Raw genomic sequence first — 26,041 nt, forward strand, 5'->3', positions numbered from 1 at the left:
GTCGTGAAGTGTAGTAAAACCGTTTTTGGGGAATCCATACAGCATGAGTTTGATGACCAAGCTAGGCCTGCGGACACTCGTAGCATCGTGCCTGATCGCCGTTGGCGGCGCCGCCAACGCACAACTGAACGTCCTCGTGACGGGCGTCGGGTCCACCCAGTTTCCGATCGCCACGGCGAATTTCGCCAATGAAGCGAACTCGCCGCAGCAGGTCAGCACGATCGTGCGTCAGGATCTGCAACGCAGCGGCAAATTCACCAACATCGACGCGGGCTCCACGCCGGTGTCGGAGTCGGATTCCGTCGACCTCGGCGCGTGGAAAGCCAAGGGCGCCAACGCGTTCGTGGCGGGCAGCGTGAACCGCCTGCCGAACGGCCAGTACGAAGTGCGCTTCAAGCTGTACGACACGGTCAAGGGCGAGAGCCTCGGGGGCCTCGTGCTGGTGAGCCCGGAAAGCGGCTTGCGCATGAGCGCGCACAAGGTCGCGGACTATATCTACGCGAAGCTGATGGGCGGCCGCGGCGTGTTCGCCACGCGCCTGTCGTACGTGATCAAGACGGGTGGCCGTTACCAGTTGCAGATCTCCGATTCGGACGGCCAGGACGCGCACATTGCACTGTCGAGCCCCGAGCCGATCATCTCGCCGGCGTGGTCGCCTGACGGCACCAAGGTCGCCTACGTCTCGTTCGAAAAGAAGAAGCCGATCGTCTACATCCACGACCTGCCCACGGGGCGTCGCGTGGTCGTGTCGGATCAGAAGGGCAACAACAGTGCGCCGGCGTGGTCGCCGGACGGACGCACGCTCGCCGTCGCGCTCTCGCGCACCGGCAACACGCAGATTTTCGCCGTCAACGCGGACGGCAGCGGCCTGCGTCGTCTCACGCAAGGCAGCTCGATCGACACCGAGCCTGCCTTCTCTCCTGATGGCCAGTCGATCTATTTCACCAGCGACCGTGGCGGCGCACCGCAAATCTACAAGATGTCGGCGCAAGGCGAAAACGCCGGCTCCGCGCAGCGCGTCACGTTCACGGGCAGCTACAACACCAGCCCGCGCGTGAGCCCGGACGGCAAGCAGCTCGCTTACATCTCGCGCGTCGGCGGCGGGTTCAAGCTTTATATCCAGGACCTGCAAGGCGGAACAGCCACGGGCCTGACGGACACGACACATGACGAATCGCCGAGCTTCGCGGCGAACGGTCAGTACATCCTTTACGCCACACAGGTGAACGGCCGTGGCGTGTTGGCCGCAGTATCGACCGACGGTCGCACTCGGCAGGTCCTGTCCGTTCAGGGGGGCAGCGTACGCGAGCCGTCCTGGGGCCCGTTTATGCAATAACGTTTGATGCAATAACACAAGGAGAGTAACCAAAATGATGTCCAAACTTCGCTATGTATTTGCTGTTCTCATGGTCGGCGCGCTGGCCGCATGTCACTCGGGCGTCAAGCTCGACGAAAACGCCGGCAAGGGCGGTGCAGTGTCGACCCAGCCGAACCCGAACGATGTCGCACAGGTCAACGTCGACCCGCTGAACGATCCGAACAGCCCGCTCGCCAAGCGCAGCATCTACTTCGACTTCGACAGCTACTCGGTCAAGGACGACTACCAGTCGCTGCTGCAACAACACGCGCAATACCTGAAGAGCCATCCGCAACGCCACGTCCTGATCCAGGGCAACACCGATGAACGCGGCACCAGCGAATACAACCTGGCGCTCGGCCAGAAGCGTGCTGAAGCGGTGCGTCGTTCGCTGTCGCTGATGGGCGTGACGGACTCGCAAATGGAAGCCGTGAGCCTCGGCAAGGAAAAGCCGCAAGCTACGGGTCATGACGAAGCGTCGTGGGCACAGAACCGCCGCGCCGACCTCGTGTATCAACAGTAAGTCAACGGGTGATGAGCCGAATGACGCATCGTTTCTCCTGGCTGCGGTTTGCCGCAGCGGCCTGCGTCGCAGGCACGGCCTTCGCGGCCGTACCTGCGCATGCGGGCATCTTCGACGACGATCAGGCCCGCCAGGCCATCCTCGATCTGCGCTCGAAGACCGATAGTTTGTCGAGCCAGCTGTCGGCCGCACAACGCACGATCCTCGATCAGTCCAACCGTCTCGACCAGCTGAACCAGCAGGTCGCGACGCTGCGCGGGCAGAACGAGGACATGGCGAATCAGCTCACCACGCTGCAAAAGCAGCAGAAGGACTACTACACCGATCTGGACACGCGCCTGAAGAAATTCGAGCCGCAGCAACAGACGGTGGACGGCGTCCAGGGTGAGGTGCAGCCGGGCGAAACCGAGTCGTTCAATGCGGCTTCGCAGCAGTTCCGCAGCGGCGATTTCAAGAATGCCGCGGCGTCGTTCCGCAGCTTCATCTCCAAGTATCCGAACAGCCCTTATCAGCCGACCGCGCAGTACTGGCTCGGCAACGCGCTGTATGCACTGCGCGACTACAAGGGTTCGACGGCCGTTTGGCAAGGTGTGGTGGCCAAGTATCCGCAGCATCCGCGTGCACCGGAAGCGTTGCTGGCGATTGCGAACAATCAGATCGAGCAAGGTCAGAAGGCCGCGGCCAAGAAGACGCTGGAGCAGATCGTCGCGCAATATGCGGGTTCGGACGTTGCGCAGTCGGCTCAGAGCAAGCTGTCGCAGATCAAGTAGCCGTAGTTGCTGTCGAGTAGTTCGCAGTCACGCGCAGTGTCCGATGTCATAGCCACGCGCGCCTCTCGCTCGAAGGCCCGGGTAGCGATACCCGGCCTTCCACTAACTGAAGTGTCGATAGCTTGATTAGCCACAATGGGTTGACAGCCTGCCAGGGCTATCGATATAATTTCGCTTCTCTTTTGGGTCGTTAGCTCAGCTGGTAGAGCAGCGGACTTTTAATCCGTTGGTCACAGGTTCGAATCCCGTACGGCCTACCAAAAGATTCGAGGGCTTACATGCGAATGCATGTAAGCCCTTTTCTTTTTGCCTCACGCTTTAGTTGGCAGCGCTTTAGTTAGCCGCTTTAGCGCCCTCCTCGTTCATTCCCCAAAATCGTTCGACACCCCACAGACCTCTCAAGGTCCGCGCAAGCATGATCGCTTGACGCCGCCTGTAGAGCGGCCGGAAAAGACCATGAGACCGGGCCGCCAAGGGGCAATGACCCCCGCTGCCCGACCGCCTAGGGGATGCCAGTGAAAACGATAAAAGTAATCTGGGTAGTCGGTTTGGCACTCTCGATCGAGACCTCGCACGCACAGGAAATATTCGTGCAGGGAGGCACGCTTGGCATCGGTGCCGGCGCGGCACTGAGTCTCACGTCATGGTTCGGCGTGCATGCGGACTTCAATGCATTCAAGTTCTCACATGACTTCACCGTGGGCGGGAATCGCTATAAGGACGACGTGCGTCTGCGCCAGGGCGGGATCTACGGGGACTTCTTCCCCTGGGCGAACAGCGGCTTTCGCATCACGGCCGGCGTTCGCTTTACGGACAATGAAGTCAGCGGCGATTCCGTTCCCACGAACGGCACCTACACGTTCAAAGGTCAAACCTTGCCCGCCTTTCCAGGCGAGTACGCGACGGCCACTGCCAGGCACCCGCCCGTGATGCCATATCTGGGCATTGGCTACGGCCTGCACGCCACCGGAAAAGGGTTTGGCCTCGTGGTCGATCTGGGCGTCGCTTACGGCATCCCGCGCTCGTCATACACGCTATCGCCTGCCCTCGCCCAGGCTGCCGGCCCCGAGTTGAGCCAGCAGATCATCGCGACGGGGCTGCAACAACTGCAAGAGAAAGCATCGCCCTTTCGCTGGTATCCCACGTTGCAGATCGGCGTTTCGTACCGCTTCTGATTGGCCAGCTCAGGGAAGCAGACATAGCTCGATCGGCGATGACAACGTTTACATCACAATCGCATACAAACGATTCAACCGCAGCCATCTGCTTTCAAAAGCTGTGTGCTGAAACACACCCTCCTTTCTCGCTGGTCAAAGGACCAGCGATGCTCGACGCACTCCATTCGGTTCTATCGCATTCCTCACCATTGGATTGACACATTTCTACGATTCAAACCAACGTTGCCACCAAAAATCAGCGTCTTCCTAGATCTTTCGCCTCCCACCAACAACATCGAATCCCGGTTATTTATCGAGATGAAAAGATATGCAATGATCGCCGCCGGTCCGGCAAGACACACTGGAGCCATGCGTCCACAGACGCGTCGGCAATGCCGCGAGACCCCGCGTTTTTCATTGCATCGATATGGCCAATTTTCTGTTCGATCTCGTTTCGAACCTCGCTTTACTCGCGGTCGTCATGATCGCATGTGCTGTGTACAACCGGTTCACACCTGGTCCGGCAATCAATGGCACGCACGTGTTCGCCGCGCTGGTACTGGCTGCGCTGCTGCTCGATGCGGCGCTGACCTTTCTCGTGTTCGCCGACGCGCAGAACCGCTACGGCCAGTTCAGCACGCCGGCCGCGTTTTCCGTCCGCGCTGCCGCTTATGTGATCGCGATCGTCACCGCTTTCGCCTGGCATCACGTGACGCGCCGCAAGCGTGCCGCGAAAACCGCCGCCGACAAAGCGCTCGTCATCCACACCTCGGCGTACTCGCAATCGCATCTGCCCATGTAAGCCCACTCCAGGCGATCGCGCCTCGGCACGACTCGTCCTGGGCGCTGATCGACGTCACCGAACCTGCGCCAAAAGCATCGCACAAACGCATTCACGCGCTCGCGTGCAGCAAGCCGTCGCCTTTCAAAGACGACCGTCTGATCACCGGCTCTTTCCCGCCAGGCTTCCCCGTTCGGAGACGGGAACGGTCCTTGCACATGCGCGCGCCGTCGCCTATAACTCCCGAAGACCGCGCGTTGCCGTTTGCGTCCGCCGTCGAGCATTGCCGCTGTATTGCGCCACCGTTGTTCAATCAGTCGAAGGCAACTTATCCAACGAGGGACATCTTGGATCTCGATACCATACGCGTGTTCATCATGACCCGAGGCATCGACCTCGGCACCAAGGTTCTCGGCGCGATCGTTTTGTGGATCGTCGGCCGCTGGATCATCGGTCTGATCATCGGCTTGCTGCGCAAGGTGCTCGCGCGCAATGGCCGGGTCGACCCCACTCTCGCTCACTATCTCGGCTCGATTCTCGGCGGCTTGCTGAACCTGCTGTTGATCCTCGCGATCCTGCAGATATTCGGAGTCCAGACGACTTCGTTCGCCGCGTTGCTCGCCGGTCTCGGCCTCGCGATCGGCACCGCCTGGGGCGGCCTGCTCGCGCACTTCGCGGCCGGCGTCTTCATGCAGGTGCTGCGGCCGTTCAAGGTCGGCGACTTCGTCACCGCGGGGGGCGTCACCGGTACGGTCTCGGAGCTGGGCCTGTTCGGCACCACCATCGTGACGCCGGACAACGTGACCACCATCGTCGGCAACAACAAGGTCTTCTCCGACACGATCTCGAACTTCAGCGTGTTGCCGGTACGGCGTGTCGAGCTGACCGCGAAGATCGCCAACGGCGTCGATCCGACCGACGCGATGAACCGGTTGAGGGCGGCCATCGTGCAGATTCCGAATGTCGCCGAGAGCCCCGCGCCCGACATCGAAGTGCTGAGCTTCACGCCGGAAGGACCCTTGCTATGCGTGCGCCCTTACACGGCTAACGATCACTATTGGCAGGTCTATTTCGACACGAATCGCGCGATCGTCCAGACCTTCAAGGAGGCCGGCTACCCGACACCGGAAACGCCGCTTGCGCCGCGTGCGGTCGGCCCAGGAGCGACGGGAACCGCGGCCGGTTGAGAGAACCGTGCGCCGCGTCGTCGGCGATTCGAAACTCCGCAAAATGAAAAAGGCGTCGCGAGATTCGCGACGCCTTTTGTTCATGTGCCTACGCGCGCCTCTGCAATGACGCGTCAGCGGCTATCGGCCTTGACCCCACCCTTGCGCATCATCTTCCACAGTGCGCCGAGCAGAACCGGCACGACGGCCGCGCCAATACCCACCAGCACGATCACGTTCAGATACTGACGAATGAACGGAATATTGCCGAAGAAATAACCGAGCAGCACGAGCAGCAACACCCACAGCAGCGCGCCGATAACGTTGAACAACTGGAACCGGCTCACGGTCATCGACGAAGCACCGGCCACGAACGGCGCGAAGGTCCGCACAACCGGAATGAAACGCGCGAGCACGATGGTCTTGCCGCCATGCTTTTCATAGAAGTTGTGCGTCTTCTGCAGCGCGCTGCGGTCGAGGAAGCGTTCGAGAAAAGGAATGTGCGAATCGAACACCCGCGGCCCGATGGCCCTCCCGATCATGTAGTTGACGGTATTGCCGGCGATCGCCGCCACCAGCAGCAGCACGATCAGCAGACCAAGGTTCAACTGGCCCGTCGCACAGAATGCGCCGCCGATGAACAACAACGAATCGCCCGGCAAGAACGGCAGAATGACGAGGCCGGTTTCGCTGAATACGATCAGGAACAGCACCGCGTAGACCCAGGCGCCATACACATGGATGAAGTCTCCGAGGAACTTGTCGATGTGCAACACAAGGTTGACGAAATGTAGCAGCGTGTCCAAGGAGCGTCCTCTGTTAAGGGAATGTGAACGTGGTGAATACAGCCTTGCCGGCAGGCCCGCGAGGAAGACGGCAAGCGCATGCTCGCCGCCGGAAATTGACCGCGTCATGATACCGAAAGTGCCCGGCCGCGATTAAAAATCCGTTGCCAGTCGGCTCGTGTGCCGAGTCGCTATAATTTCGCCATGCCAGAATTCTCCGAAACGCCTGCCGATTCCGCCGCGGCCGCAGTGCCCGCCGCCGCGCCTGCGCCGCGCCCGTTGCGCGCGATCCAGCCCCTTCCCGATCAGTTGATCAGCCAGATCGCCGCCGGCGAAGTGGTGGAACGGCCCGCGTCGGTGGTCAAGGAGTTGCTGGAAAACGCGCTCGACGCGGGCGCGCAGACGCTGCGCATCCTGCTCGACGAAGGCGGCGTCAAGCGCATTTCGATCACCGACGACGGCTGCGGCATTCCCGAGAGCGAACTGGCGCTCGCGCTGATGCGCCATGCGACCAGCAAGATCCGCTCGCTCGCCGAACTGGAAGCGGTCGCCACGCTCGGCTTCCGTGGCGAGGCGCTGGCGTCGATCGCGTCGGTCGCACAGATGACCATCACGAGCCGCACCGTCGAGGCGCCGCATGCCGTGCGCGTCGACGCGCAAACCGGTGTGCTGAGCCCCGCGGCCGGCACCCAGGGCACGACGATCGAAGTACGCGAGCTGTACTACAACACGCCCGCGCGCCGCAAATTCCTCAAAAGCGAACAGACCGAACTCGGCCATTGCCTCGAACAGATTCGCCGCGCGGCTCTGGCGCGGCCCGACGTCGCGATTTCGGTGCTGCATAACGGCAAGGCGGTCGAACACTGGAACGCGAGCGAGCCGCCTGCGCGGGTCGCGAAGATTCTCGGCGAGACTTTCGCGACGGCGCACCTGCCGCTCGACGAATCCGCCGGACCGCTGGCCGTCTACGGCTGCGCGGGCTTACCGACTGCGAGCCGCGGGCGTGCCGATCAGCAATACTTCTTCGTCAACGGCCGCTTCGTGCGCGACAAGCTGCTCACGCATGCGGTGCGCGCCGCGTATGAAGACGTGCTGCATGGCGACCGTTATCCGTCTTATGTGCTGTTCCTCGATCTGCCGCCTGAGGGCGTCGATGTGAACGTGCATCCGTCGAAAATCGAAGTGCGGTTTCGCGATTCGCGCTCGATTCACCAGTTCGTGTTCCATGCGGTGCAGCGCGCGCTGGCGCGGCATGCGGGCGCATCGCCGGAAACGACGGCGGGTGGGCACGCTGCGCATCTGGAGCCGATGGCGGGCGGCCCGGCTTCGTTCGGCGCGACGCCGCTCGGCGGCGCGGCGGGCATGGGCGGCGGCAGCTTCGGCGCCGGGGCTGGCTTCGCCGGCTCGCCAGGCGGACTGGCGCGTGGCGGGTCAGGCAGCGGCTTCGGCCCGTCGTCACAGCCCGGCAACACCTGGATGCGCCAGGCGCGCATGACGCAAGGCACGCTGCCGGTCGCGCAACCGCTGGCGTTTTACGACGCGCTGTTCGGCCGCAAGGACAGCCATCCCGGCACCGCGGAAGGCGCGACCCTGCTGGAGGCGCGCGACTCGGCCGCCGAAACGCCGTCGCCGTATAACGCGTCGGCGCCCTACCCGTCGCCCGCCCTCAACGGCACCGACGAACAACCGCTCGGCTTCGCGCTCGGCCAGATTCACGGCATTTACGTGCTCGCGCAGAACGCGCACGGGCTGGTGATCGTGGACATGCACGCCGCGCACGAGCGCATCCTGTACGAGCAGTTCAAGAACGCGCTGGCCGATCGCGCGATCGCCGTGCAGCCGCTGCTGATCCCGCAGACGATGCAGGCCGATCCGATCGAAATCGGCACAGTGGAAGAAGAGCGCGACACACTCGACGCGCTCGGCTTCGACCTTGCCGTGCTGTCGCCGACCACGCTGGCGATCCGCGCCGTGCCCGCGCTGCTCAAGGACGCCGATCTGCAGGCGCTGGCGCGCGCGGTGCTCGCCGATCTGCATGAGTTCGGCGGCTCGCGCGTGCTGACCGAGCGTCAGCACGAACTGCTCGGCACGCTCGCCTGCCATCACGCGGTGCGTGCGAACCGGCGTCTGACGCTCGACGAAATGAACGCGCTGCTGCGCCAGATGGAGGCGACCGAGCGCGCCGATCAATGCAACCACGGGCGTCCGACGTGGTATCAACTGACGCTGTCCGACCTCGATCGGCTGTTCATGCGCGGGCAGTGACGGTGCGCTCGCTGATTTTGCTTCGACCCGTGCGGGCTTGCTCATGACGTCACGCAACCTTCCCACACCGATCCCTTGCCTGCTCGGCCCGACTGCCTCCGGCAAAACCGCCGCCGCGCTGGCGCTCGCCGCACGGCGGCCGGTGGAGATCATCAGTGTCGATTCGGCGCTGGTCTATCGCGAGATGGATATCGGCACAGCCAAGCCGACTGCCGAAGAACGCGGGGTGGCGCCGCATCATCTGATCGACATCGTCGATCCGACCGACGCCTATTCGGCTGCGCAATTTCGCGCCGACACGTTGCGGCTGACCGGCGAAATCCACGCGCGCGGGCGGCTGCCGTTGCTGGTCGGCGGCACCATGCTGTACTACAAGGCGCTCACGCAGGGACTCAACGACCTGCCCGCCGCCGACCCCGACGTGCGCGCCACGCTTGATGCCGACGCCGCGCGCGAAGGCTGGCCGGCCCTGCACGAACGGCTTGCGACACTCGACCCCGTGACAGCCGCGCGCCTCGCACCGAACGATTCGCAGCGGATTCAGCGCGCGCTCGAAGTGTTCATGCTGACCGGCCAGGCGATGTCGGCATGGCTGGCCGCCCCCGCGCGGCAAGATGACGCCGCGGCGGCATGGCGCTTCGTGCCGATCGCACTGGAGCCGTCCGATCGCAGCGTCTTGCACGCGCGCATCGAACAGCGCTTCGATGCGATGCTGGCCGGTGGTTTCGTCGATGAAGTGGTGAAGCTGCGCGAACGCGGTGATCTGCGGCCCGAGATGCCATCGATGCGCTGCGTCGGCTATCGACAGGTCTGGGAATATCTGGACGGCGCGGTCGATTATCCGACGATGCGCGACAAGGGAATCTTTGCGACCCGGCAGTTGTGCAAGCGGCAACTCACGTGGCTGCGAAGCATGACAGAACGGGTGGTGGTGGACTGCTGCGATCCGCAGGCTACCGCGCGGGTGCTCGATCAGGTCGAGGCGTTGATTTGAAGCGTTGAAGTATCGAACCTGCGCGGCGCGCATGCAATCCGCATGCGCGCCGCGCGGGCAATACCATCCGTTAGATCACGACCGTCTGCGCTTCACCGGCTGCGCTTTCGCGAATCGTGCCGATTTTCCACACCTGCTCACCGGCTGCCGACAGCAAACCGATCGCCGCTTCGGCGTCGGCGGCGGACACCACCACTGCCATGCCGATGCCGCAGTTGAACACGCGGTGCATTTCCGCATCGGCGACGCCGCCGTGCTTCTGCAGCCACGAGAACAGCGGCGGCAGCGGCCACGCGCGGTGATCCAGCTCGGCCGTGAGGCCTTCACGCAGCACGCGCGGAATATTTTCGACCAGCCCGCCGCCCGTGATGTGCGCCATGCCCTTGACGGCGATCTGCTGCATCAGCGACAGCAACGGCTTCACGTAAATGTGCGTCGGCGCCATCAGCGCGTCGGCCAAGGAACGGCCGTCGAAGTCCGCATTCAGATCCGGCTGCGCGCGCTCGATGATCTTGCGCACCAGCGAAAAACCGTTCGAATGAATGCCGCTCGATGCGAGGCCCAGCACCACGTCGCCCGGAGCGATCGTGCTGCCGTCGATGATCTTGCTCTTTTCCACCGCGCCGACCGCAAAACCGGCCAGGTCGTACTCGCCGTCCGGATACATGCCCGGCATTTCCGCCGTTTCGCCGCCGATCAGCGCGCAACCCGACAGTTCGCAGCCATGCGCGATACCCTTGACGACCGTGGCCGCCGTGCCGACGTCCAGCTTGCCGCACGCGAAGTAGTCGAGGAAGAACAGCGGCTCGGCGCCTTGCACGAGAATGTCGTTCACGCTCATGGCGACCAGATCCTGGCCGACGGTGTCATGCTTGTTCAGTTGAAACGCGAGGCGCAGCTTGGTGCCGACACCGTCGGTGCCGGACACGAGCACCGGTTCCTTGTATTTCTTCGGCACTTCGAACAGCGCGCCGAACCCGCCGATGCCACCCAGCACGCCGTCGCGCATCGTCTTTTTGGCAAAGGGCTTGATCGCGTCGACAAGGGCGTCGCCCGCGTCGATGTCCACGCCGGCGTCGCGATACGACAAACCTTGGGCCGAATCAGTTGAAGGCTGGGCGGATTTCGGGTGATTCATGGGGAAGAGCTCGAAGGTCGGTAAAATGCGATTTTACCCGATGCTGGCCGACTGGCTGGAATTTGATCATCCGGTTCCGACTACACCTGGGAAAACCCGCTTTGCAACGAAATTCCTCGATTCTGACGCCCGTTCAGCGCCGCGCCCTCATCTGGCTGGTGATCGCGCTATGCGTCGGCATGCTGCTCTGGCTGTTGAGTCCAGTCCTCACCCCGTTTCTGCTGAGCGCGATTCTCGCGTACATTTTGCATCCGGGTGTCGCGTGGATGGTGCGCCGGCGCGTGCCGCGCGCCCTCGCGGCGCTGCTGATGATCCTGTTCTTCACACTGCTGATGACCATGCTCTTTCTGCTGGTGCTCGCGGTGATCCAGAAGGAAGGGCCGCAATTGCGGCAGCAGGTGCCAGTGTTCTTCGCGCATGTGAACGCGTGGCTGCAACCCAAGCTGGCCATGCTGGGTCTGGCCGACTCGCTCGATTTCGCCAGCATCCGCGACCTCGTGATGGGGCAGCTCGAAGGCAGCGCGAAGACCGTCGCGCAATATGCGTGGACCTCGATCCGCACGAGCGGCAATCTGATGATGGCGCTGGTCGGCAACCTCATGCTGGTGCCGCTCGTGCTGTTCTATCTGCTGTTCGACTGGAACCGCATGCTCGCGCGCCTGCAAATGATGGTGCCGCGCCGCTGGCTCGACAAAACGTTGCAACTCGCGCGCGACATGGACCAGATGCTGTCGCAATACCTGCGCGGCCAGTTGCTGGTGATGGCTGTGCTGGCGGTGTACTACTCGGTCGCGCTGAGTCTCGCCGGCTTCGAGATCGCGCTGCCGGTCGGCATTTTTACCGGGCTTGCGGTGTTCATCCCGTACCTCGGTTTTGCGACGGGCCTCGTGCTCGCGCTGCTCGCGGCGCTGCTGCAATTCGGCGACTGGTACGGCTTCGGCGCGGTCGCGCTGATTTACGGCTTCGCGCAGATCGCCGAAAGTTTTTATCTGACGCCGCGGCTCGTGGGCGAACGGATCGGGCTGCACCCGCTCGCGGTCATCTTCGCGCTGCTCGCGTTCGGTCAGCTGTTCGGCTTTTTCGGCGTGCTGCTTGCGTTGCCGGTCAGCGCGATTCTGTCGGTGGCGATCCGGGAATTGCGGCAAAGCTACCTCGCCAGCGCGCTTTACAACAACTAACCGCTTACTGACGTTTCAGGGCCCGAGGTCCGGGCCGCTACGGCCTTAGCCTCATTTTCGGCAGTCACCTACTGTGCTTCGTCAACTGACGCTCGATCTCGGCACCCCGCCGCCATCGACATTCGACAATTTCTTCGCCGGCGCGAACTCGGAGCTGGTCACGCGCCTGCGTGAGCTCGACAACGCGCTCGCCGCCGGGCCGGTCGCCGATCGCACCTTCTACGTCTGGGGCGAGTCCGGCAGCGGCCGCACGCACCTGTTGCAGGCGCTCGTGCACGAAGCGCCGCCGGGGCATGCGCGCTTCGCCGGGCCGCAGAGCAGCCTCGCCGCGTTCGGCTTCGACCCGCGCGTGGCGCTCTACGCGATCGACGATTGCGACGCGCTGTCGGCCGCGCAACAGATCGCCGTGTTCAACCTGTTCAACGAAGTGCGCGCGCATCCCACCAGCGCGCTGGTCGCCGCGGGCAACGCGCCGCCGATCGGCATGACCGTGCGCGAGGATTTGCGCACCCGCCTCGGCTGGGGCCTCGTCTTCCATCTCGCGCCGCTGCCGGACGAAGGCAAGGCGGCGGTGCTCAAGCTCGCGGCGCGCGAGCGCGGCATCATGCTCGCCGACGACGTGCCCGCCTATCTGCTCACGCATTTTCGCCGCGACATGCCGAGCCTGATGGCGCTGCTCGACGCGCTCGACCGCTTCTCGCTCGAACAGAAACGCGCGGTCACGCTGCCGCTTCTGCGCACCATGCTGGCGTCGCCCGATGCCGACGAACGGCGCGCCGCGCCCGGCTCGCCGGCGGGTTCGCACGCCGCTTCATCCGCTTCAAGTAAAATAGGCCCCCATGGCTAACCTCGCACTCTTCGATCTCGACCACACGCTCATCCCCACCGACAGCGACCACGAATGGGGCCGCTTCATGGTGAAACAAGGCATGGTCGACGCCGAAAATTTCGCCCGTGAAAACGACCGCTTTTTCGCCGACTACAAAGCCGGCAAGCTCGACATTCACGCCTATCTGATCGCCATGCTCACGCCGCTCGCGAAGTACACGCGCGCGCAACTCGCCGACATTCACGCGCAGTACATGCACGAAGTCATCACGCCGGCCATTTTTCCGGTCGCACTGGAACTGGTGAAGCAGCACCGTGAAGCCGGCGACCTCTGCTGCGTGGTCACGGCCACCAACGAATTCATCACGCGCCCGATCGCGCAAGCCTTCGGCGTCGACACGCTGATCGCCTGCGAAGTGGAAACCGTCGACGGCCAGCCGCATTCGCCGTACACCGGCCGCCCCACCGGCACGCCAAGCTACAAGGAAGGCAAGATCGTCCGTACCGAAGCGTGGCTCGCCTCGCTCGGCAAAACCTGGAGCGACTTCGAGCACAGCTATTTCTATAGCGATTCGCACAACGACATCCCGCTGCTCGAAAAAGTCACCGACCCCATCGCGACCAATCCGGACGACACATTGCGCGCCCATGCGCAAGCCAAAGGCTGGCGCATCCTCGAACTCTTTCAACCCTCGTGATCAAAAAACTCATTCGCAAGCTATTCGGCCAGGACGCGGCGCCCGCTGACGACACCCTGCCCGCCGAAGCCGAAGCAGACGTAACCGGCCGCGCTCCCGCGCGCACGAAGTCCGCCACCGAAGGCGCGGCCAAGCCGCGCCGCAAAACGATCCGCGCGCCTGGCGCGGCCGTCAAGGCGGTGCGCGATCCGGACGTACCGGTCATCATTCCGCACGACGTGCACGGCATCGATCCCGCGCTGATCTCGAGGAACGCGATTCGCGTGACCGAAGGTCTGCAGCAGGCGGGCCATCGCGCGTTTATCGTCGGCGGTGCGGTGCGCGATCTGCTGCTCGGCATCAAACCGAAAGACTTCGACGTCGCCACCGACGCCACGCCCGAACAGGTGCAGAAGCTGTTCCGCCGCGCGCGCATCATCGGCCGCCGGTTTCAGATCGTGCATGTGCAGTTCGGCCAGGAAATCATCGAAACCTCGACGTTCCGTGCGCTGGTCGATCCGCCCGCGGCGGACGCTGCGCCGCCGCGGCGCCTCAAGCGCGACGAGCTCGACCGCCGCACCCACGCGGTGGACGCGAGCGGCCGCGTGCTGCGCGACAACGTGTGGGGCGAGCAGCACGAAGACGCCACGCGCCGCGACTTCACGATCAACGCGATGTATTACGACCCGGCCACGCAAACCGTGCTGGACTACCACAACGGCATGGCCGACATGCGCGCGCGTCTGTTGCGCATGATCGGCGACCCGGCCACGCGCTATCGCGAAGATCCGGTGCGCATGCTGCGCGTGGTGCGTTTCGCCGCGAAGCTCGAGTTTGAGATCGAAGACAGCACGCGTGCGCCGATCGTCAAGATGGCCGATCTGATCAACAACGTGCCCGCCGCGCGTCTTTTTGACGAAATGCTCAAGCTGATGCTGTCCGGTTACGCGCTCGCCTGCCTGAAGCGCCTGCGCCAGGAAGGGCTGCATCACGGTCTGTTGCCGCTCCTCGACGTGGTGCTCGAACAGCCCATCGGCGAAAAATTCATCACGCTGGCGCTCTCCAATACCGATGCACGCGTGCGCGCCGGCAAGCCGGTGTCGCCGGGCTTCCTGTTCGCCACGCTGCTGTGGCACGACGTGCAGCAGCGCTGGCAGAAATTCGAAGCGGATGGCGAATATCCGGTGCCGGCGTTGCATCGCGCGATGGACGAAGTTCTCGACATGCAAACCGAGAAGCTCGCGATCCACAAGCGCTTCTCGGCCGATATGCGCGAGATCTGGGGCCTGCAGTTGCGCCTCGAAAAACGCTCGGGAAGAAGCGCGCTGAAGCTGCTGGAACACCAAAGATTTAGAGCGGGGTATGATTTCCTCCTGTTGCGCTGCGAATCGGGCGAACTCGATGAGTCGGTCGGTGCGTGGTGGACGGAGTTCATCGAAGGAGACATCGCCGCGCGCGAGGCATTGCTCACGCAAGGCGGGAAGGACCGAAGCCCCAGAAAACGACGGCGGCGCAGCAGTGGCGCGAAAAACCGCAAACCGGGCGACGGAATGGAGGGCGGCACGCCAGCCGAACGCACAGACAACGACGCGAGCCACGACGGCTCGCACGACGACTGACCGAGCGTTGGCTATTGCCGTCGAACGATAGTTGCAGGAAGTTATGCCATGACGGTTGCTTATCTCGGCCTCGGCGCGAATCTCGGGGACGCGCGCCAGACCCTGAAAGACGCAGTGGTGTGCCTCGCACAACAGCACACCATCTCCGTGCTCGCCAAGTCGAGCCTGTATCGCACTGCCCCGATCGACGCGGGCGGTGACGACTATTTCAACTGCGTCGTGAAGGTGGACACGACGCTCCCCGTGCGGCATCTGCTCGCGCTGTGTCACAAGATCGAGCATCAATTCGGCCGCGAGCGGCCGTTTCGCAACGCACCGCGCACGCTCGATCTGGACATCCTGCTCTACGGCGATCAATCGATCGACGAAGCCGATCTGGTCGTGCCGCATCCCCGCTTGACCGAGCGAGCGTTCGCGCTGGTGCCGCTCGTCGAAATCGAAGCGGCGCTGGTCATTCCGCAACACGGCCGCGCTGATGCGCTGCTCGCCGCCGTCAGCGATCAACGCATCGAGAGGGTGAAGGGCCCGTGTCAGTGTCCGATGCTCAATGCATTGACAGGCGCCACCACCGCCGACAAAGGCCGCTGCGAATGAGCTCACCGCCGCTCACGGTCACCGCGCCGCAACTGCGCCCGCCGTTCGGGTATCTCGCGATCGAAGGGCCGATCGGCGTCGGCAAGACTTCGCTCGCGCGACGGCTCGCGCAGCGCTGGTCGATGCAGGAGTTGTTCGAACGGCCGCAGGACAATCCTTTTCTCGAACGCTTTTATCGCGACACCGCGCGTTTTGCGTTGCCCACGCAACTGCACTTCGCGCTGCAGCGCGCGCAGCAGGCACAGGAAGTGAGCGCGGCGCACGGCTCGGGCACCCCGCTCATCGCCGATTTCATGACGCAGAAGAACGACATCTTCGCGCGTCTGACCTTGCAGGACGACGAGTGGCAGTTGTACCGCGCGCTCGCCGCGCGGCTCGACGTCAGTGCGCCGGCGCCCGATTTCGTGGTCTATCTGCAGGCCAGCCCCGAAGTGCTGTTCGCGCGCATCCAGAAGCGCGCGGTGCCGATGGAGTTGCAGATTTCCGACGCGTACCTGCGCGCCCTGTGCGACGCGTACAACGAATTCTTCTATCACTACGATCGCACGCCCGTGCTGACGGTCAACGCCGAACACCTGAATCCGCTCGATTCCGATGCGGACCTTGCGCTGCTCGCCGAACGCATCGAAAGCATGCGCGGCCGCAAGGAATTCTTCGTCAAAGGCACGTCGCTCTAAGCGGCGCGGCCACCTCTTTTTTTCAATGGATTGACCCATGACCTATTTGCAGGAAGCGAGCCGGAACGCGATCACCGTGCCGAAACTGCAGACGATGCGCGACGCCGGTGAAAGAATCGCGATGCTCACCTGTTACGACGCGAGCTTCGCCGCGCTGCTGGATCGCGCGGGCGTCGACGTGCTGTTGATCGGCGATTCGCTCGGCAACGTGCTGCAAGGTCAGACGACCACGCTGCCGGTGTCGCTCACCGACATCGCGTATCACACGGCCAGCGTGGCGCGCGCGCGACCCGCGGCACTCGTGGTCGCCGATCTGCCGTTCGGCACCTACGGCACGCCGGAAGACGCGTTCCGCAGCTCGGTGGAGTTGATGCGCGCCGGCGCGCAGATGGTGAAGCTCGAAGGTGGAGTATGGCTTGCGGACACAGTGCGCTTTCTGGTCGAGCGCTCGATTCCGGTGTGTGCGCACGTTGGTCTCACGCCGCAGTCCGTGCACGCGTTCGGCGGCTTCAAGGTGCAAGGCAAGACCGAAGCGGGTGCGAGCCAGTTGCTGCGCGACTCGCTCGAAATGCAGGCGGCCGGCGCACAATTGATCGTGATGGAGGCGATTCCGACGCAGCTCGCCAGTGAAGTCACGAAGCAGTTGCGCATTCCGACGATCGGCATCGGCGCGGGGCTCGACTGTTCGGGTCAGGTGCTGGTGCTGCACGACATGCTCGGGATTTTCCCCGGCAAGCGCCCGCGCTTCGTGAAGGACTTCATGCAGGGACAGCCGAGCATTCTGGCTGCTGTGGAAGCGTATGTGCGTGCGGTGAAAGACGGTTCTTTCCCCGGGCCCGAGCATACGTTCTGATGGGTGGCGGCGCTTAGGCGTTGGGCCGCGGCGCTGCTGTTCGATTGTTTTTGAATGTTGTTTGCGCGCGGGCGGTGCTCATGCACACCGCGGCTTGGTGCGTGTTCTAGCGGACTAAGCGCGCCTCCAGCGCGCCGCGCAACGCATTGCAGATCAGGAGCGCTTCTGCGTTCAGCACATCCGCCTGCGTGAGGACCTTTTCAGCCGCTTGCAAGCCCGATGCCTCGTCGAGCAATACGCTTCGCATCACACCGGGCAGCACACCCGACGCGAGCGGCGGCGTCCACCAGCGCCCTGCCAGCTTCACGAACACGTTCGACCGGCCACCTTCGGTCAACTCGCCTCGATCATTGAAGAACAGCGTATCGAACGCGCCCTTCGCCTCGGCTTCACGCCAGCCACGGTCGTAATCGGCGCGGCGGGTGGTTTTGTGGTGCAGCAGCGGGTCGCCGGCATCAGTTGCGAAAAACGCGTGGTCGGGACCGAGCAGCACGCCGACGCTTGATTCCTTCAGCGGGGTCAGGACTGCAGCGGTGATTTGCACCGTGCCGTCCTTATGCAGCGCGAGCCGCATGCGGTGCGGAATCCGCGCCGGCAGCGAAGTGCATTCCGTGGCGATTTGCGCGCGAACTGCGTCGATGTCGCCGAGCCTGAAGCCGAGCGCCGCGGCGCTCGACGAAAGCCGTTGGAGATGACGCGCGAGATGCCGCACGCCCTCTTCCCGCGTCGCATACATCGTTTCGAAGAGTTCGAAGCCCGGATCGGCGCCGGTCAGGAATCTGGCTTTCAATTGACACTCCGCGTATTCGTCGGCGGCCACGCTGTCGAGGACGATGCCCGCGCCGATACCCATCGTGCCTTGCAAGGCGTCGGTTTGCGCGGAGCGATTCAAAGTCAGTGTCCGGATGGCGACGGACAGGCAGAAGTCGCCACAGACGGATTCGGGTCTGGCGGCAGCAACAGTGTGCTCGCCGGAGGCATTCGTCGAGGCATTCGTCGAGGCATTCGTCGAGGCATTCGTTGAGGCTTCCGATGGCGCATCGAGCCACCCGATCGCCCCGGTATAAAGACCGCGAGGCGTATTCTCGAGCTCGTCGATCAACTGCATCGTGCGATGCTTCGGTGCGCCGGTGATCGAGCCGCACGGAAACAGCGCGCGCAGGATGCCGGCGAACGACGTGCCGGGCCGCAAAGCGGCCTCCACCGTCGAGGTCATCTGCCAGACCGACGCATAAGGCTCGACCGAAAATAGCGCCGGCACCTTCACCGAGCCCGTCTGCGCGACCCGCGACAGATCGTTGCGCAACAGATCGACGATCATCACGTTTTCGGCGCGATTTTTCGGATCGTTGCCAAGAAACTCGGCTGTGCGCCGATCGGCAGCCGGATCGTCCGAGCGCGGCGCGGTGCCTTTCATCGGCCGCGCGCGCAACCTGGCGCCCTGCTTCTCGATGAAGAGTTCCGGCGAGCATGACAACACCCAGTTGCCGCCCGGCAACGCGATGAACGCGCCAAACGGAACCGGCTGTCGGGCCCTCAAGCGCCGATAGAGCGCAGTGGGCGATCCGAACACGTCGAAGCCGAGCCGGTACGTGTAATTGACCTGATACGAATCACCTGCGCGCAAGGCGGCGTGGATCGCATCGATCGCCACGTCGAATTGCGCGGGATCGACGCTCGCGTGCACATGGGCCGTGCCCGCCACCGACGGCTGCGCCGCACCGCCATCGCGAGCCATGAGCCACGCGTCGACCTCTTCGCGCGAACGCTTGTTGCAGCGTTCGAACAATAAAAAACGCAGCGTCGCATCGCCACGCTGCGTTTTCAGAGACCTGTCCGCTTCTTCGCCAAGAAGAAGCGTCCGGCCGAACTCATAGTCGGCGAGCACGACGGCATGCAAACCATCCCGCGTATCGGCAACGACGCTCTCGCACACGGCTTCGAGCTGCGCGACGTCCGAGCAAACCCGTTCACGCACGAAACCCGTGTACAGACGACTCGAACGGCGCGCCGCCGTCGCGTCGCAATCATCGAGCAGTGCGAACACTGCGCCGCGTTCATCTGCCGTCATGCTTACCGCCAACTTCAAACTGCCATTAATCGAAGAAGCTCTTCACCCGATCGAACCAGCTCTTGCTTTGCGGGCTATGTCGCGAGCCGCCTTCCACCAGCGCCTTTTCGAACTGTTGCAGCAGATCGCGCTGTGTTTCGTTGAGCTTGACCGGTGTTTCGACTTGCACGTGTACGTACAGATCGCCCGCAATGCTCGAACGCAACCCCTTGATGCCCTTGCCACGCAGACGGAACGTCTTGCCCGATTGCGTGCCTTCCGGCACGGTGAAGCTGGCGCGGCCTGCGAGTGTCGGCACTTCGATTTCGCCACCGAGCGCCGCCGTGGTGAACGGAATCGGCATCTGGCAATGAAGATCGTCGCCATCGCGCTCGAACACCGAGTGCTGCTTGATGTGGATCTCGACGTAAAGATCGCCCGACGGACCGCCGTTGATGCCCGGCTCGCCGTTGCCGGCCGAGCGGATGCGCATGCCGTCGTCGATACCCGCCGGGATCTTCACTTCCAGCGTCTTGGTTTCCTTCACCTTGCCCGCGCCGTGGCAGTGGCCGCACGGGTCGGGGATATAGGTGCCGGTGCCATGGCACTTCGGGCAGGTTTGCTGAATGCTGAAAAAGCCTTGCGACATCCGCACCGAACCCGAACCGCTACAGGTCGGGCAGGTTTCCGGCTTGGTGCCGGGCTTCGCGCCCGAGCCGTGACAGATTTCGCACGAGACCCAGCTCGGCACGCGAATCTGCGTGTCGTAGCCGTGAGCAGCCTGCTCCAGCGTGATTTCCATGCTGTAGCGCAGATCGGCGCCGCGATACACCTGCGGGCCGGCCCGGCCGCCCCCACGCGCGGCGCCACCGGCCGCCTGACCGAAGATGTCGCCGAAAATATCGCCGAACGCATCGGCGAAGCCGCCGAAGCCTTGCGCACCGCCTGCGCCCATGTTCGGATCGACGCCCGCGTGGCCGTACTGATCGTATGCGGCACGCTTTTGCGAGTCCGACAGCATTTCATAGGCTTCCTTCACCTCTTTGAAATGCTCTTCCGCATCCTTGTTGCCCGGATTGCGGTCGGGGTGATGCTTCATCGCGAGCTTGCGATAAGCCTTCTTGATTTCGTCGTCGCTCGCGTTCTTTGCGACGCCCAGAACCTCGTAGTAATCCCGTTTCGCCATATCGGTTCAACGCCACTCGCGCAATGCAACGCGGTGGCTCCTCTTGAATGCTGGAGTCTCACGACTCGTCCGGCCGCTGTTTTCACCCGCTTCGACACGGCACAAAACAACGCCCTCCATAAAACAAATGTGCCCGGAGAGCCCCAAAAGGCTCGCCAGGCGTGATAACCGCTCTTGCACGTCGGTCGTCCGGGTGGACGCAGCCTTGTGCAGCCGGGCCGCGCACATTGCTGTGCGCGGCTTTACGGTCGAAATGCGACCTGGCTTTAGTCCTTCTTCACTTCCTTGAACTCGGCGTCGACCACATCGTCCTGCTGCTGGCTCGCGCCACCAGCCGATGCACCCGCACCCGCCGCGCCTGCTGCCGCGGCTTCCGCACCTTGCGCAGCCTGCATGTCGGCGTACATCTTTTCGCCCATTTTCTGCGAGGCGGTTGCCACCACTTCGATCTTGGCTTCGATCGCGGCCTTGTCGCTCGAACTGCTCTTGAGCGCTTCTTCGAGGTCCTTCAGTGCGGCTTCGATCTTTTCCTTCTCGCCCGCTTCCAGCTTGTCGCCGTATTCGGTGAGCGCCTTCTTCGTGCTGTGGACCAGCGCGTCGCCCTGGTTGCGGGCATCGGCCAGCTCACGCAGCTTGTGATCTTCTTCCGCGTTCGCTTCGGCGTCCTTCACCATCTTCTCGATTTCGGCTTCGGACAGACCCGAGTTCGCCTTGATCGTGATGCGGTTTTCCTTGCCGGTCGCCTTGTCCTTCGCGCCGACGTGCAGAATGCCGTTCGCGTCGATGTCGAAGCTCACTTCGATCTGCGGCGTGCCGCGCGGTGACGGCGGAATGCCTTCGAGGTTGAACTCGCCGAGCAGCTTGTTGCCCGCTGCCATTTCGCGTTCGCCCTGGAACACCTTGATCGTCACGGCGCTCTGATTGTCATCAGCCGTCGAGTAGACCTGAGCGTGCTTGGTCGGAATCGTGGTGTTCTTGTTGATCATCTTCGTCATCACGCCGCCGAGCGTTTCAATGCCGAGCGACAGCGGGGTCACGTCGAGCAGCAGAACGTCCTTGCGGTCGCCCGACAGAACCTGGCCTTGAATCGCGGCGCCCACGGCCACGGCTTCGTCCGGGTTCACGTCACGGCGCGGATCCTTGCCGAAGAACTCCTTGACCTTTTCCTGCACCTTCGGCATACGGGTCATACCGCCGACCAGAATCACGTCGTCGATTTCGCCGACCTTCACGCCTGCGTCCTTGATGGCCACGCGGCACGGTTCGATCGTGCGTTCGATCAGCTCTTCAACCAGCGCTTCCAGCTTCGCACGCGTAATTTTCAGGTTCAAGTGCTTCGGACCCGATGCGTCGGCGGTGATGTACGGCAGGTTGATTTCGGTCTGCTGGCTCGACGACAGTTCGATCTTCGCCTTCTCAGCCGATTCCTTCAGGCGTTGCAGCGCGAGCACGTCTTTCGACAGATCGACGCCTTGCTCTTTCTTGAACTCGCCGATGATGTAATCGATGATGCGCTGGTCGAAGTCTTCGCCGCCGAGGAACGTATCGCCATTCGTGGACAGCACTTCGAACTGCATTTCACCGTCGACGTCAGCGATTTCGATGATCGACACGTCGAACGTACCGCCGCCCAGGTCATACACCGCGATCTTGCGGTCGCCCTTTTCGGCCTTGTCCAGACCGAATGCCAGCGCGGCTGCGGTCGGTTCGTTGATGATCCGCTTCACTTCCAGACCGGCGATGCGGCCTGCGTCCTTGGTTGCCTGACGCTGGCTGTCGTTGAAGTACGCGGGAACCGTAATCACGGCTTCGGTGACCGGCTCGCCGAGGTAGTCTTCAGCGGTCTTCTTCATCTTGCGCAGCACTTCCGCGGAGATTTGCGGCGGCGCCAGCTTCTGATCGCGCACTTCGACCCACGCATCGCCGTTGTCGGCCTTCATGATCTTGTACGGCATCAGGCCGATGTCTTTCTGCACTTCTTTTTCTTCGAAGCGGCGGCCGATCAGGCGCTTGACCGCGTACAGCGTGTTCTTCGGGTTCGTGACCGACTGACGCTTCGCAGGCGCGCCGACCAGAATCTCGCCGTCTTCCATGTAAGCGATGATCGACGGCGTGGTGCGCGCACCTTCCGAGTTCTCGATCACCTTGACCGAATTGCCTTCCATGATCGCCACGCACGAGTTGGTCGTGCCGAGGTCGATGCCGATGATTTTGCCCATTTTTTCTAATCTCCTAACTTTGATCGCTGCGGGAATCGCCCTGTTTGCCCATCTGGCGGTCGGGCGATCCGCTCTCAATTCATACCTGCACTCAACATAAGTGCGTCCACATCGTTTTCAAGACCTCTTCTACGATGCGGTCTTTATTTTTTTTCAATCGGTCGAACTTTTGCCCGAATTCGTTCCATCAACTTGCCCGCTGCCTGCGGGAACGGCGGCCCGGATCGTTTCCCGGGCCGCCGCGACCGCTGCCTCGAATTGCCTGGCGTGTGCCGACCGGTTGCCCGGCCTGGCAGCTCACCGCGGTAAAAGAAGAACCACGTGGACACGCCATGAAGCATGAAGCGCCTGCCCAGCTCGCGATGCTCGTGGACCTTGCTGCAAAACCATTTGAGGCCGAGCGCGCGGATCGCGCCCGGCTGCGCCAGCATCGCTTTCCTGGCGATCTCGCAATTGAAACCGTCGAGACTCCAGAAAAACACCACGGCCAGTCACCCCGGCCTCGGCGGTCGCGCCGACGGGAATGCCGGTCATCGCGGCCGATGCCAGATAGAACGGCTTGCGATGCCTCGCGCCGCTTTACTTCGGCGCCGCAACCGTCACAAGTGCGGGACGCAGCACGCGATCGGCGATTACGAAGCCTTTTTGCAGCACGGCGACGACGGTGTTCGGCTCCTGATCGGCCGGCACCATCGAAATGGCCTGATGGCGATGCGGGTCGAACTTCTCGCCAACCGGATTCAAGGCGACGACGCGGCCCTTCTCCAGCGCACCGGTCAACTGGCGCAGCGTCAGTTCGACGCCCTCGCGCACCTTCTGCAGGTCATCGGACGAGTGAGCGACGGCCGCTTCGAGGCTGTCGACCACCGGCAGCAGATGCTCCGCGAAACTTTCGATCGCAAACTTATGCGCCTTGGCGACGTCTTCCTGCGCACGACGGCGCACGTTCTCGGTTTCGGCCTTCGCACGCAGGAAACTCTCCTGCAACTCGGTGATTTTCGCCTGTGCTTCGGCCAGCGCAGCCTGCTCGGCGCTTGCCGGCGCATCCGCTGCGGCGTTCACAGCCGGATCCTGGGACGCTGCGGCCTCGGCGGCCTGGCGCGCGGTTTCGTCGGCGGGCGTGGGGTTCTGGCTCGTCGGGTTCTCTTGCGTGTTTTCCATGTCGCTGAAAGTCGTTAAAAAGTAAAAACCAACGGTAGCGCGTGCGCGTAAAAATATCGCGATTTGTGCGTTGCAAAATCGCGACAGGCGGCTCGTCTCACCACCGCATATCAAAAGGCCAGATGGGGCCGGAAGGCTCCCTTTCAAGCGGATTTGCGCGTTCTTTTCGCACCACCGGCGAGTGGTGGAAACGCACCGTAACAACCATTAATGCGACGCAATCAGATTGAGATTGAGTGCGGCCAACAAGTGGCCTATGCTCCAATAAACGATCGGAAAAGACACGTTAACCCTAATCTGACGGTAGCCTTACCGAATTTGCAATTTCAACCTGATTCGCCGTTCTAGTAACCGAATCGTTCTTGGGGAGTACCGTGAAACTGACCTTGGCAATCGGGGTGGTCGCACTGGTACTGGTTGCGGGCACCACGACCATCTGCATGTCCGGAGCGGTCAACGACCACACGACCGAATATGGCGGCGTGCACCAACTGTTCAATTCCCACCTGAAAATTTGTCGATAATGCGCCGATCGCGCTTGGTCGGCCGGCCGTGCATTTCGGCGGCGGGTTCGCGGTACGTCTTGCGCCGCTCCTGCTCGACCTGCCGCTTCACCTTGCTCTGCGCGGTCTCGGCGTAGAGCGTCTGGGCGACGCTCGCGGGTCCACGCACGTCGCAGACGCCCAGCACTTCCACCTGCCACACGATCCGCTCGATCTCGATCTCGACCAGGTCGCCGACCCGCACGTCCTTGGCCGGCTTGACGCTGGCCCCGCCGATGCGCACATGCCCTTTGTCGACCGCGCCGGCCGCGAGCGAACGCGTCTTGAAAAAGCGTGCGGCCCACAGCCACTTGTCGATACGCAGCTTCGCGCCCGCTTCGGTGGAAATCCTGTAGTTCATGAACCTGCCTCTGTGGCGTGCGGCACCGGCACCGCCTGCACCGGCCAGCCCTGGAGATTCTGCGCGACGATCTCCCCTAGCGCCGCAATCCACGGTTGCGACGCGTTCACGCAGGCGATCCGGTGAAACTCCTTGCCGCCCGCATGCAGGAACTCGTCACGCACTTCCATGCCGATTTCCTCAATCGTTTCAAGGCAGTCGGCCGTAAAGCCCGGGCAGAACACGTCGGCGCGCCGCACACCCGCCGCGCCCAGTTCCTTCAGCGTAGGCGCCGTGTACGGTTGCAGCCATTCGGCCTTGCCGAAGCGCGACTGGAAGGTAATGCGGCATTCCACGGGCGTCAGCCCGAGCGCCTGCGTCAACAGCGCGCCGGTTTGCTGGCATTGCTCGTGGTACGGATCGCCCAGGTCCAGCGTGCGCTTGGGCACACCGTGAAAGCTCAGCACCAGCTTGTCGCCCGCCGTGAAGTCCGGCCGGCCGTGCTGATGCCAATAGTGATGCACCTGGGCGGCCAGCGCGGCAATATACGCGGGATGATCCGCATATTGGCGCACCGTGCGGATTTCCGGCTGATTGCGCATACGCTTGAGGGCCGAAAACGCGTCGTCGAACGCCGTGGCCGTGGTCGACGACGAGTATTGCGGATACATGGGCACGAGCAGCACCCGCTCGGCGCCGGCCAGCTTCAACTGGTTCAGCATGGCCGGAATGCCCGGTGTGCCGTAGCGCATCGCGTAGTCGACCAGCACCGTGTAGTCGTTCAGTTGCAGCAGATGGCGCAGACCTTCCACCTGCTTTTCCGTGTAGACGCGCAACGGCGAGCCTTCGGGCATCCATACCGCCGCATACTTCCTGGCGGAGCTGCGCCCGCGAAACGGCAAAATCAGCAAACGCAAAATGATCTGCCACAGCAGCGCCGGAATTTCGACCACCCGTGGATCGGACAGGAATTGCGCGAGATAACGGCGCACCGCGTGCGGCGTCGGCGCGTCGGGCGTGCCGAGATTGATCAGCAGCACGGCGACACGATGTGAGGTGGCGTTCTGTGAAGGCCGCTCGAGGTCGAAGCGCATAGGCAGCGGAAGTCACCGCTTTACGCGGAGAGTCGATTCAATGGAGATTCATTATAGCGGCGCGGTCCGTGGCCTGGTTCGCCGGAC

Annotated in this window: 23 protein-coding genes, 1 tRNA gene and 1 pseudogene; 16 read left to right on the forward strand and 9 right to left on the reverse strand. The window is 63.0% G+C overall.

The features are described from left to right. Nucleotides 1–43: 43 nt before the first annotated feature. From tolB to PQQ53_RS16920, 7 genes are all read left to right on the forward strand, one after another. Nucleotides 44–1,336: a Tol-Pal system beta propeller repeat protein TolB gene (gene tolB / locus PQQ53_RS16890; protein WP_408144225.1), complete on the forward strand. Its 1,293-nt coding sequence runs from the start codon at nucleotides 44–46 to the stop codon at nucleotides 1,334–1,336. Between the two features lie 34 nt (nucleotides 1,337–1,370). After that, nucleotides 1,371–1,880, forward strand: a complete 510-nt coding sequence (gene pal / locus PQQ53_RS16895) for a peptidoglycan-associated lipoprotein Pal (RefSeq protein WP_168662948.1) — start codon at nucleotides 1,371–1,373, stop codon at nucleotides 1,878–1,880. A 20-nt stretch (nucleotides 1,881–1,900) separates the two neighbouring features. Further along, nucleotides 1,901–2,650, forward strand: coding sequence for a tol-pal system protein YbgF (gene ybgF / locus PQQ53_RS16900; protein WP_121316602.1), 750 nt, complete (start codon nucleotides 1,901–1,903; stop codon nucleotides 2,648–2,650). A 184-nt stretch (nucleotides 2,651–2,834) separates the two neighbouring features. Then, nucleotides 2,835–2,910 (forward strand) — tRNA-Lys (locus PQQ53_RS16905). 249 nt (nucleotides 2,911–3,159) lie between these two features. Next, nucleotides 3,160–3,825: a hypothetical protein gene (locus PQQ53_RS16910; protein WP_408324985.1), complete on the forward strand. Its 666-nt coding sequence runs from the start codon at nucleotides 3,160–3,162 to the stop codon at nucleotides 3,823–3,825. A 409-nt stretch (nucleotides 3,826–4,234) separates the two neighbouring features. Continuing rightward, on the forward strand, nucleotides 4,235–4,609 hold the full coding sequence (locus tag PQQ53_RS16915; RefSeq protein WP_408144220.1) for a hypothetical protein: 375 nt from the start codon (nucleotides 4,235–4,237) through the stop codon (nucleotides 4,607–4,609). 326 nt (nucleotides 4,610–4,935) lie between these two features. Continuing rightward, entirely contained in the window at nucleotides 4,936–5,775 is an 840-nt protein-coding gene (locus tag PQQ53_RS16920) for a mechanosensitive ion channel family protein (RefSeq protein WP_408144218.1), read from the forward strand. 113 nt (nucleotides 5,776–5,888) lie between these two features. Here the strand turns inward: PQQ53_RS16920 and PQQ53_RS16925 are convergent, their stop codons facing one another. Further along, entirely contained in the window at nucleotides 5,889–6,560 is a 672-nt protein-coding gene (locus PQQ53_RS16925; protein WP_408144216.1) for a VTT domain-containing protein, read from the reverse strand. A gap of 183 nt (nucleotides 6,561–6,743) precedes the next feature. On the opposite strand from PQQ53_RS16925, the gene mutL reads away from it, so the two are divergent. After that, a complete protein-coding gene (gene mutL / locus PQQ53_RS16930; protein WP_408324987.1) occupies nucleotides 6,744–8,804 on the forward strand; it encodes a DNA mismatch repair endonuclease MutL in 2,061 nt (686 codons plus the stop codon). Nucleotides 8,805–8,847: 43 nt separating this feature from the next. Then, the gene (gene miaA / locus PQQ53_RS16935) at nucleotides 8,848–9,798 is read left to right on the forward strand and encodes a tRNA (adenosine(37)-N6)-dimethylallyltransferase MiaA (protein WP_408324989.1); all 951 of its coding nucleotides are present in this window, start codon (nucleotides 8,848–8,850) and stop codon (nucleotides 9,796–9,798) included. A 70-nt stretch (nucleotides 9,799–9,868) separates the two neighbouring features. Here the strand turns inward: miaA and purM are convergent, their stop codons facing one another. Next, nucleotides 9,869–10,936, reverse strand: coding sequence for a phosphoribosylformylglycinamidine cyclo-ligase (gene purM / locus PQQ53_RS16940; protein ID WP_408143600.1), 1,068 nt, complete (start codon nucleotides 10,934–10,936; stop codon nucleotides 9,869–9,871). Nucleotides 10,937–11,037: 101 nt separating this feature from the next. Here purM and PQQ53_RS16945 point away from each other — a divergent pair, with 101 nt between their 5' ends. From PQQ53_RS16945 to panB, 7 genes are all read left to right on the forward strand, one after another. Further along, the gene (locus PQQ53_RS16945) at nucleotides 11,038–12,114 is read left to right on the forward strand and encodes an AI-2E family transporter (RefSeq protein WP_408154746.1); all 1,077 of its coding nucleotides are present in this window, start codon (nucleotides 11,038–11,040) and stop codon (nucleotides 12,112–12,114) included. A gap of 73 nt (nucleotides 12,115–12,187) precedes the next feature. Further along, nucleotides 12,188–12,961: a DnaA regulatory inactivator Hda gene (gene hda, locus PQQ53_RS16950; RefSeq protein ID WP_408143596.1), complete on the forward strand. Its 774-nt coding sequence runs from the start codon at nucleotides 12,188–12,190 to the stop codon at nucleotides 12,959–12,961. After that, entirely contained in the window at nucleotides 12,954–13,640 is a 687-nt protein-coding gene (locus PQQ53_RS16955; RefSeq protein WP_408143593.1) for a histidinol-phosphatase, read from the forward strand. The genes hda and PQQ53_RS16955 overlap by 8 nt, the downstream gene beginning before the upstream one ends. Then, entirely contained in the window at nucleotides 13,637–15,238 is a 1,602-nt protein-coding gene (gene pcnB, locus PQQ53_RS16960) for a polynucleotide adenylyltransferase PcnB (protein WP_408154742.1), read from the forward strand. The genes PQQ53_RS16955 and pcnB overlap by 4 nt, the downstream gene beginning before the upstream one ends. A gap of 48 nt (nucleotides 15,239–15,286) precedes the next feature. Further along, the gene (gene folK / locus PQQ53_RS16965) at nucleotides 15,287–15,832 is read left to right on the forward strand and encodes a 2-amino-4-hydroxy-6-hydroxymethyldihydropteridine diphosphokinase (protein WP_408143589.1); all 546 of its coding nucleotides are present in this window, start codon (nucleotides 15,287–15,289) and stop codon (nucleotides 15,830–15,832) included. Beyond that, nucleotides 15,829–16,509, forward strand: coding sequence for a deoxynucleoside kinase (locus tag PQQ53_RS16970; protein ID WP_408143587.1), 681 nt, complete (start codon nucleotides 15,829–15,831; stop codon nucleotides 16,507–16,509). Before folK ends, PQQ53_RS16970 begins: the two co-directional genes overlap by 4 nt. A gap of 37 nt (nucleotides 16,510–16,546) precedes the next feature. Next, nucleotides 16,547–17,362 carry a 3-methyl-2-oxobutanoate hydroxymethyltransferase gene (gene panB, locus PQQ53_RS16975; protein ID WP_408324991.1) on the forward strand — a complete coding sequence of 272 codons (816 nt, stop codon included), beginning with the start codon at nucleotides 16,547–16,549 and terminating at the stop codon, nucleotides 17,360–17,362. Nucleotides 17,363–17,468: 106 nt separating this feature from the next. Here panB and PQQ53_RS16980 read toward each other — a convergent pair whose 3' ends face one another. From PQQ53_RS16980 to hemH, 7 genes and pseudogenes are all read right to left on the reverse strand, one after another. Next, nucleotides 17,469–19,433 carry a chorismate-binding protein gene (locus PQQ53_RS16980; RefSeq protein WP_408324992.1) on the reverse strand — a complete coding sequence of 655 codons (1,965 nt, stop codon included), beginning with the start codon at nucleotides 19,431–19,433 and terminating at the stop codon, nucleotides 17,469–17,471. A gap of 25 nt (nucleotides 19,434–19,458) precedes the next feature. After that, a complete protein-coding gene (gene dnaJ / locus PQQ53_RS16985) occupies nucleotides 19,459–20,598 on the reverse strand; it encodes a molecular chaperone DnaJ (RefSeq protein WP_408143581.1) in 1,140 nt (379 codons plus the stop codon). A 266-nt stretch (nucleotides 20,599–20,864) separates the two neighbouring features. Next, nucleotides 20,865–22,817 carry a molecular chaperone DnaK gene (gene dnaK / locus PQQ53_RS16990; RefSeq protein WP_408324994.1) on the reverse strand — a complete coding sequence of 651 codons (1,953 nt, stop codon included), beginning with the start codon at nucleotides 22,815–22,817 and terminating at the stop codon, nucleotides 20,865–20,867. Nucleotides 22,818–22,970: 153 nt separating this feature from the next. Then, a pseudogene (locus tag PQQ53_RS16995) lies at nucleotides 22,971–23,308 on the reverse strand (thioredoxin family protein); the annotation flags it as partial. Between the two features lie 88 nt (nucleotides 23,309–23,396). After that, a complete protein-coding gene (gene grpE, locus PQQ53_RS17000; RefSeq protein WP_408324995.1) occupies nucleotides 23,397–23,978 on the reverse strand; it encodes a nucleotide exchange factor GrpE in 582 nt (193 codons plus the stop codon). A gap of 495 nt (nucleotides 23,979–24,473) precedes the next feature. Next, on the reverse strand, nucleotides 24,474–24,881 hold the full coding sequence (gene hslR / locus PQQ53_RS17005) for an Hsp15 family ribosome-associated heat shock protein (RefSeq protein WP_408143575.1): 408 nt from the start codon (nucleotides 24,879–24,881) through the stop codon (nucleotides 24,474–24,476). Further along, the gene (hemH, locus tag PQQ53_RS17010) at nucleotides 24,878–25,954 is read right to left on the reverse strand and encodes a ferrochelatase (RefSeq protein ID WP_408143573.1); all 1,077 of its coding nucleotides are present in this window, start codon (nucleotides 25,952–25,954) and stop codon (nucleotides 24,878–24,880) included. The genes hslR and hemH overlap by 4 nt, the downstream gene beginning before the upstream one ends. Nucleotides 25,955–26,041: the final 87 nt, after the last annotated feature.

The organism is Paraburkholderia strydomiana (assembly GCF_046030495.1).
GTDB lineage: Bacteria > Pseudomonadota > Gammaproteobacteria > Burkholderiales > Burkholderiaceae > Paraburkholderia > Paraburkholderia strydomiana_A.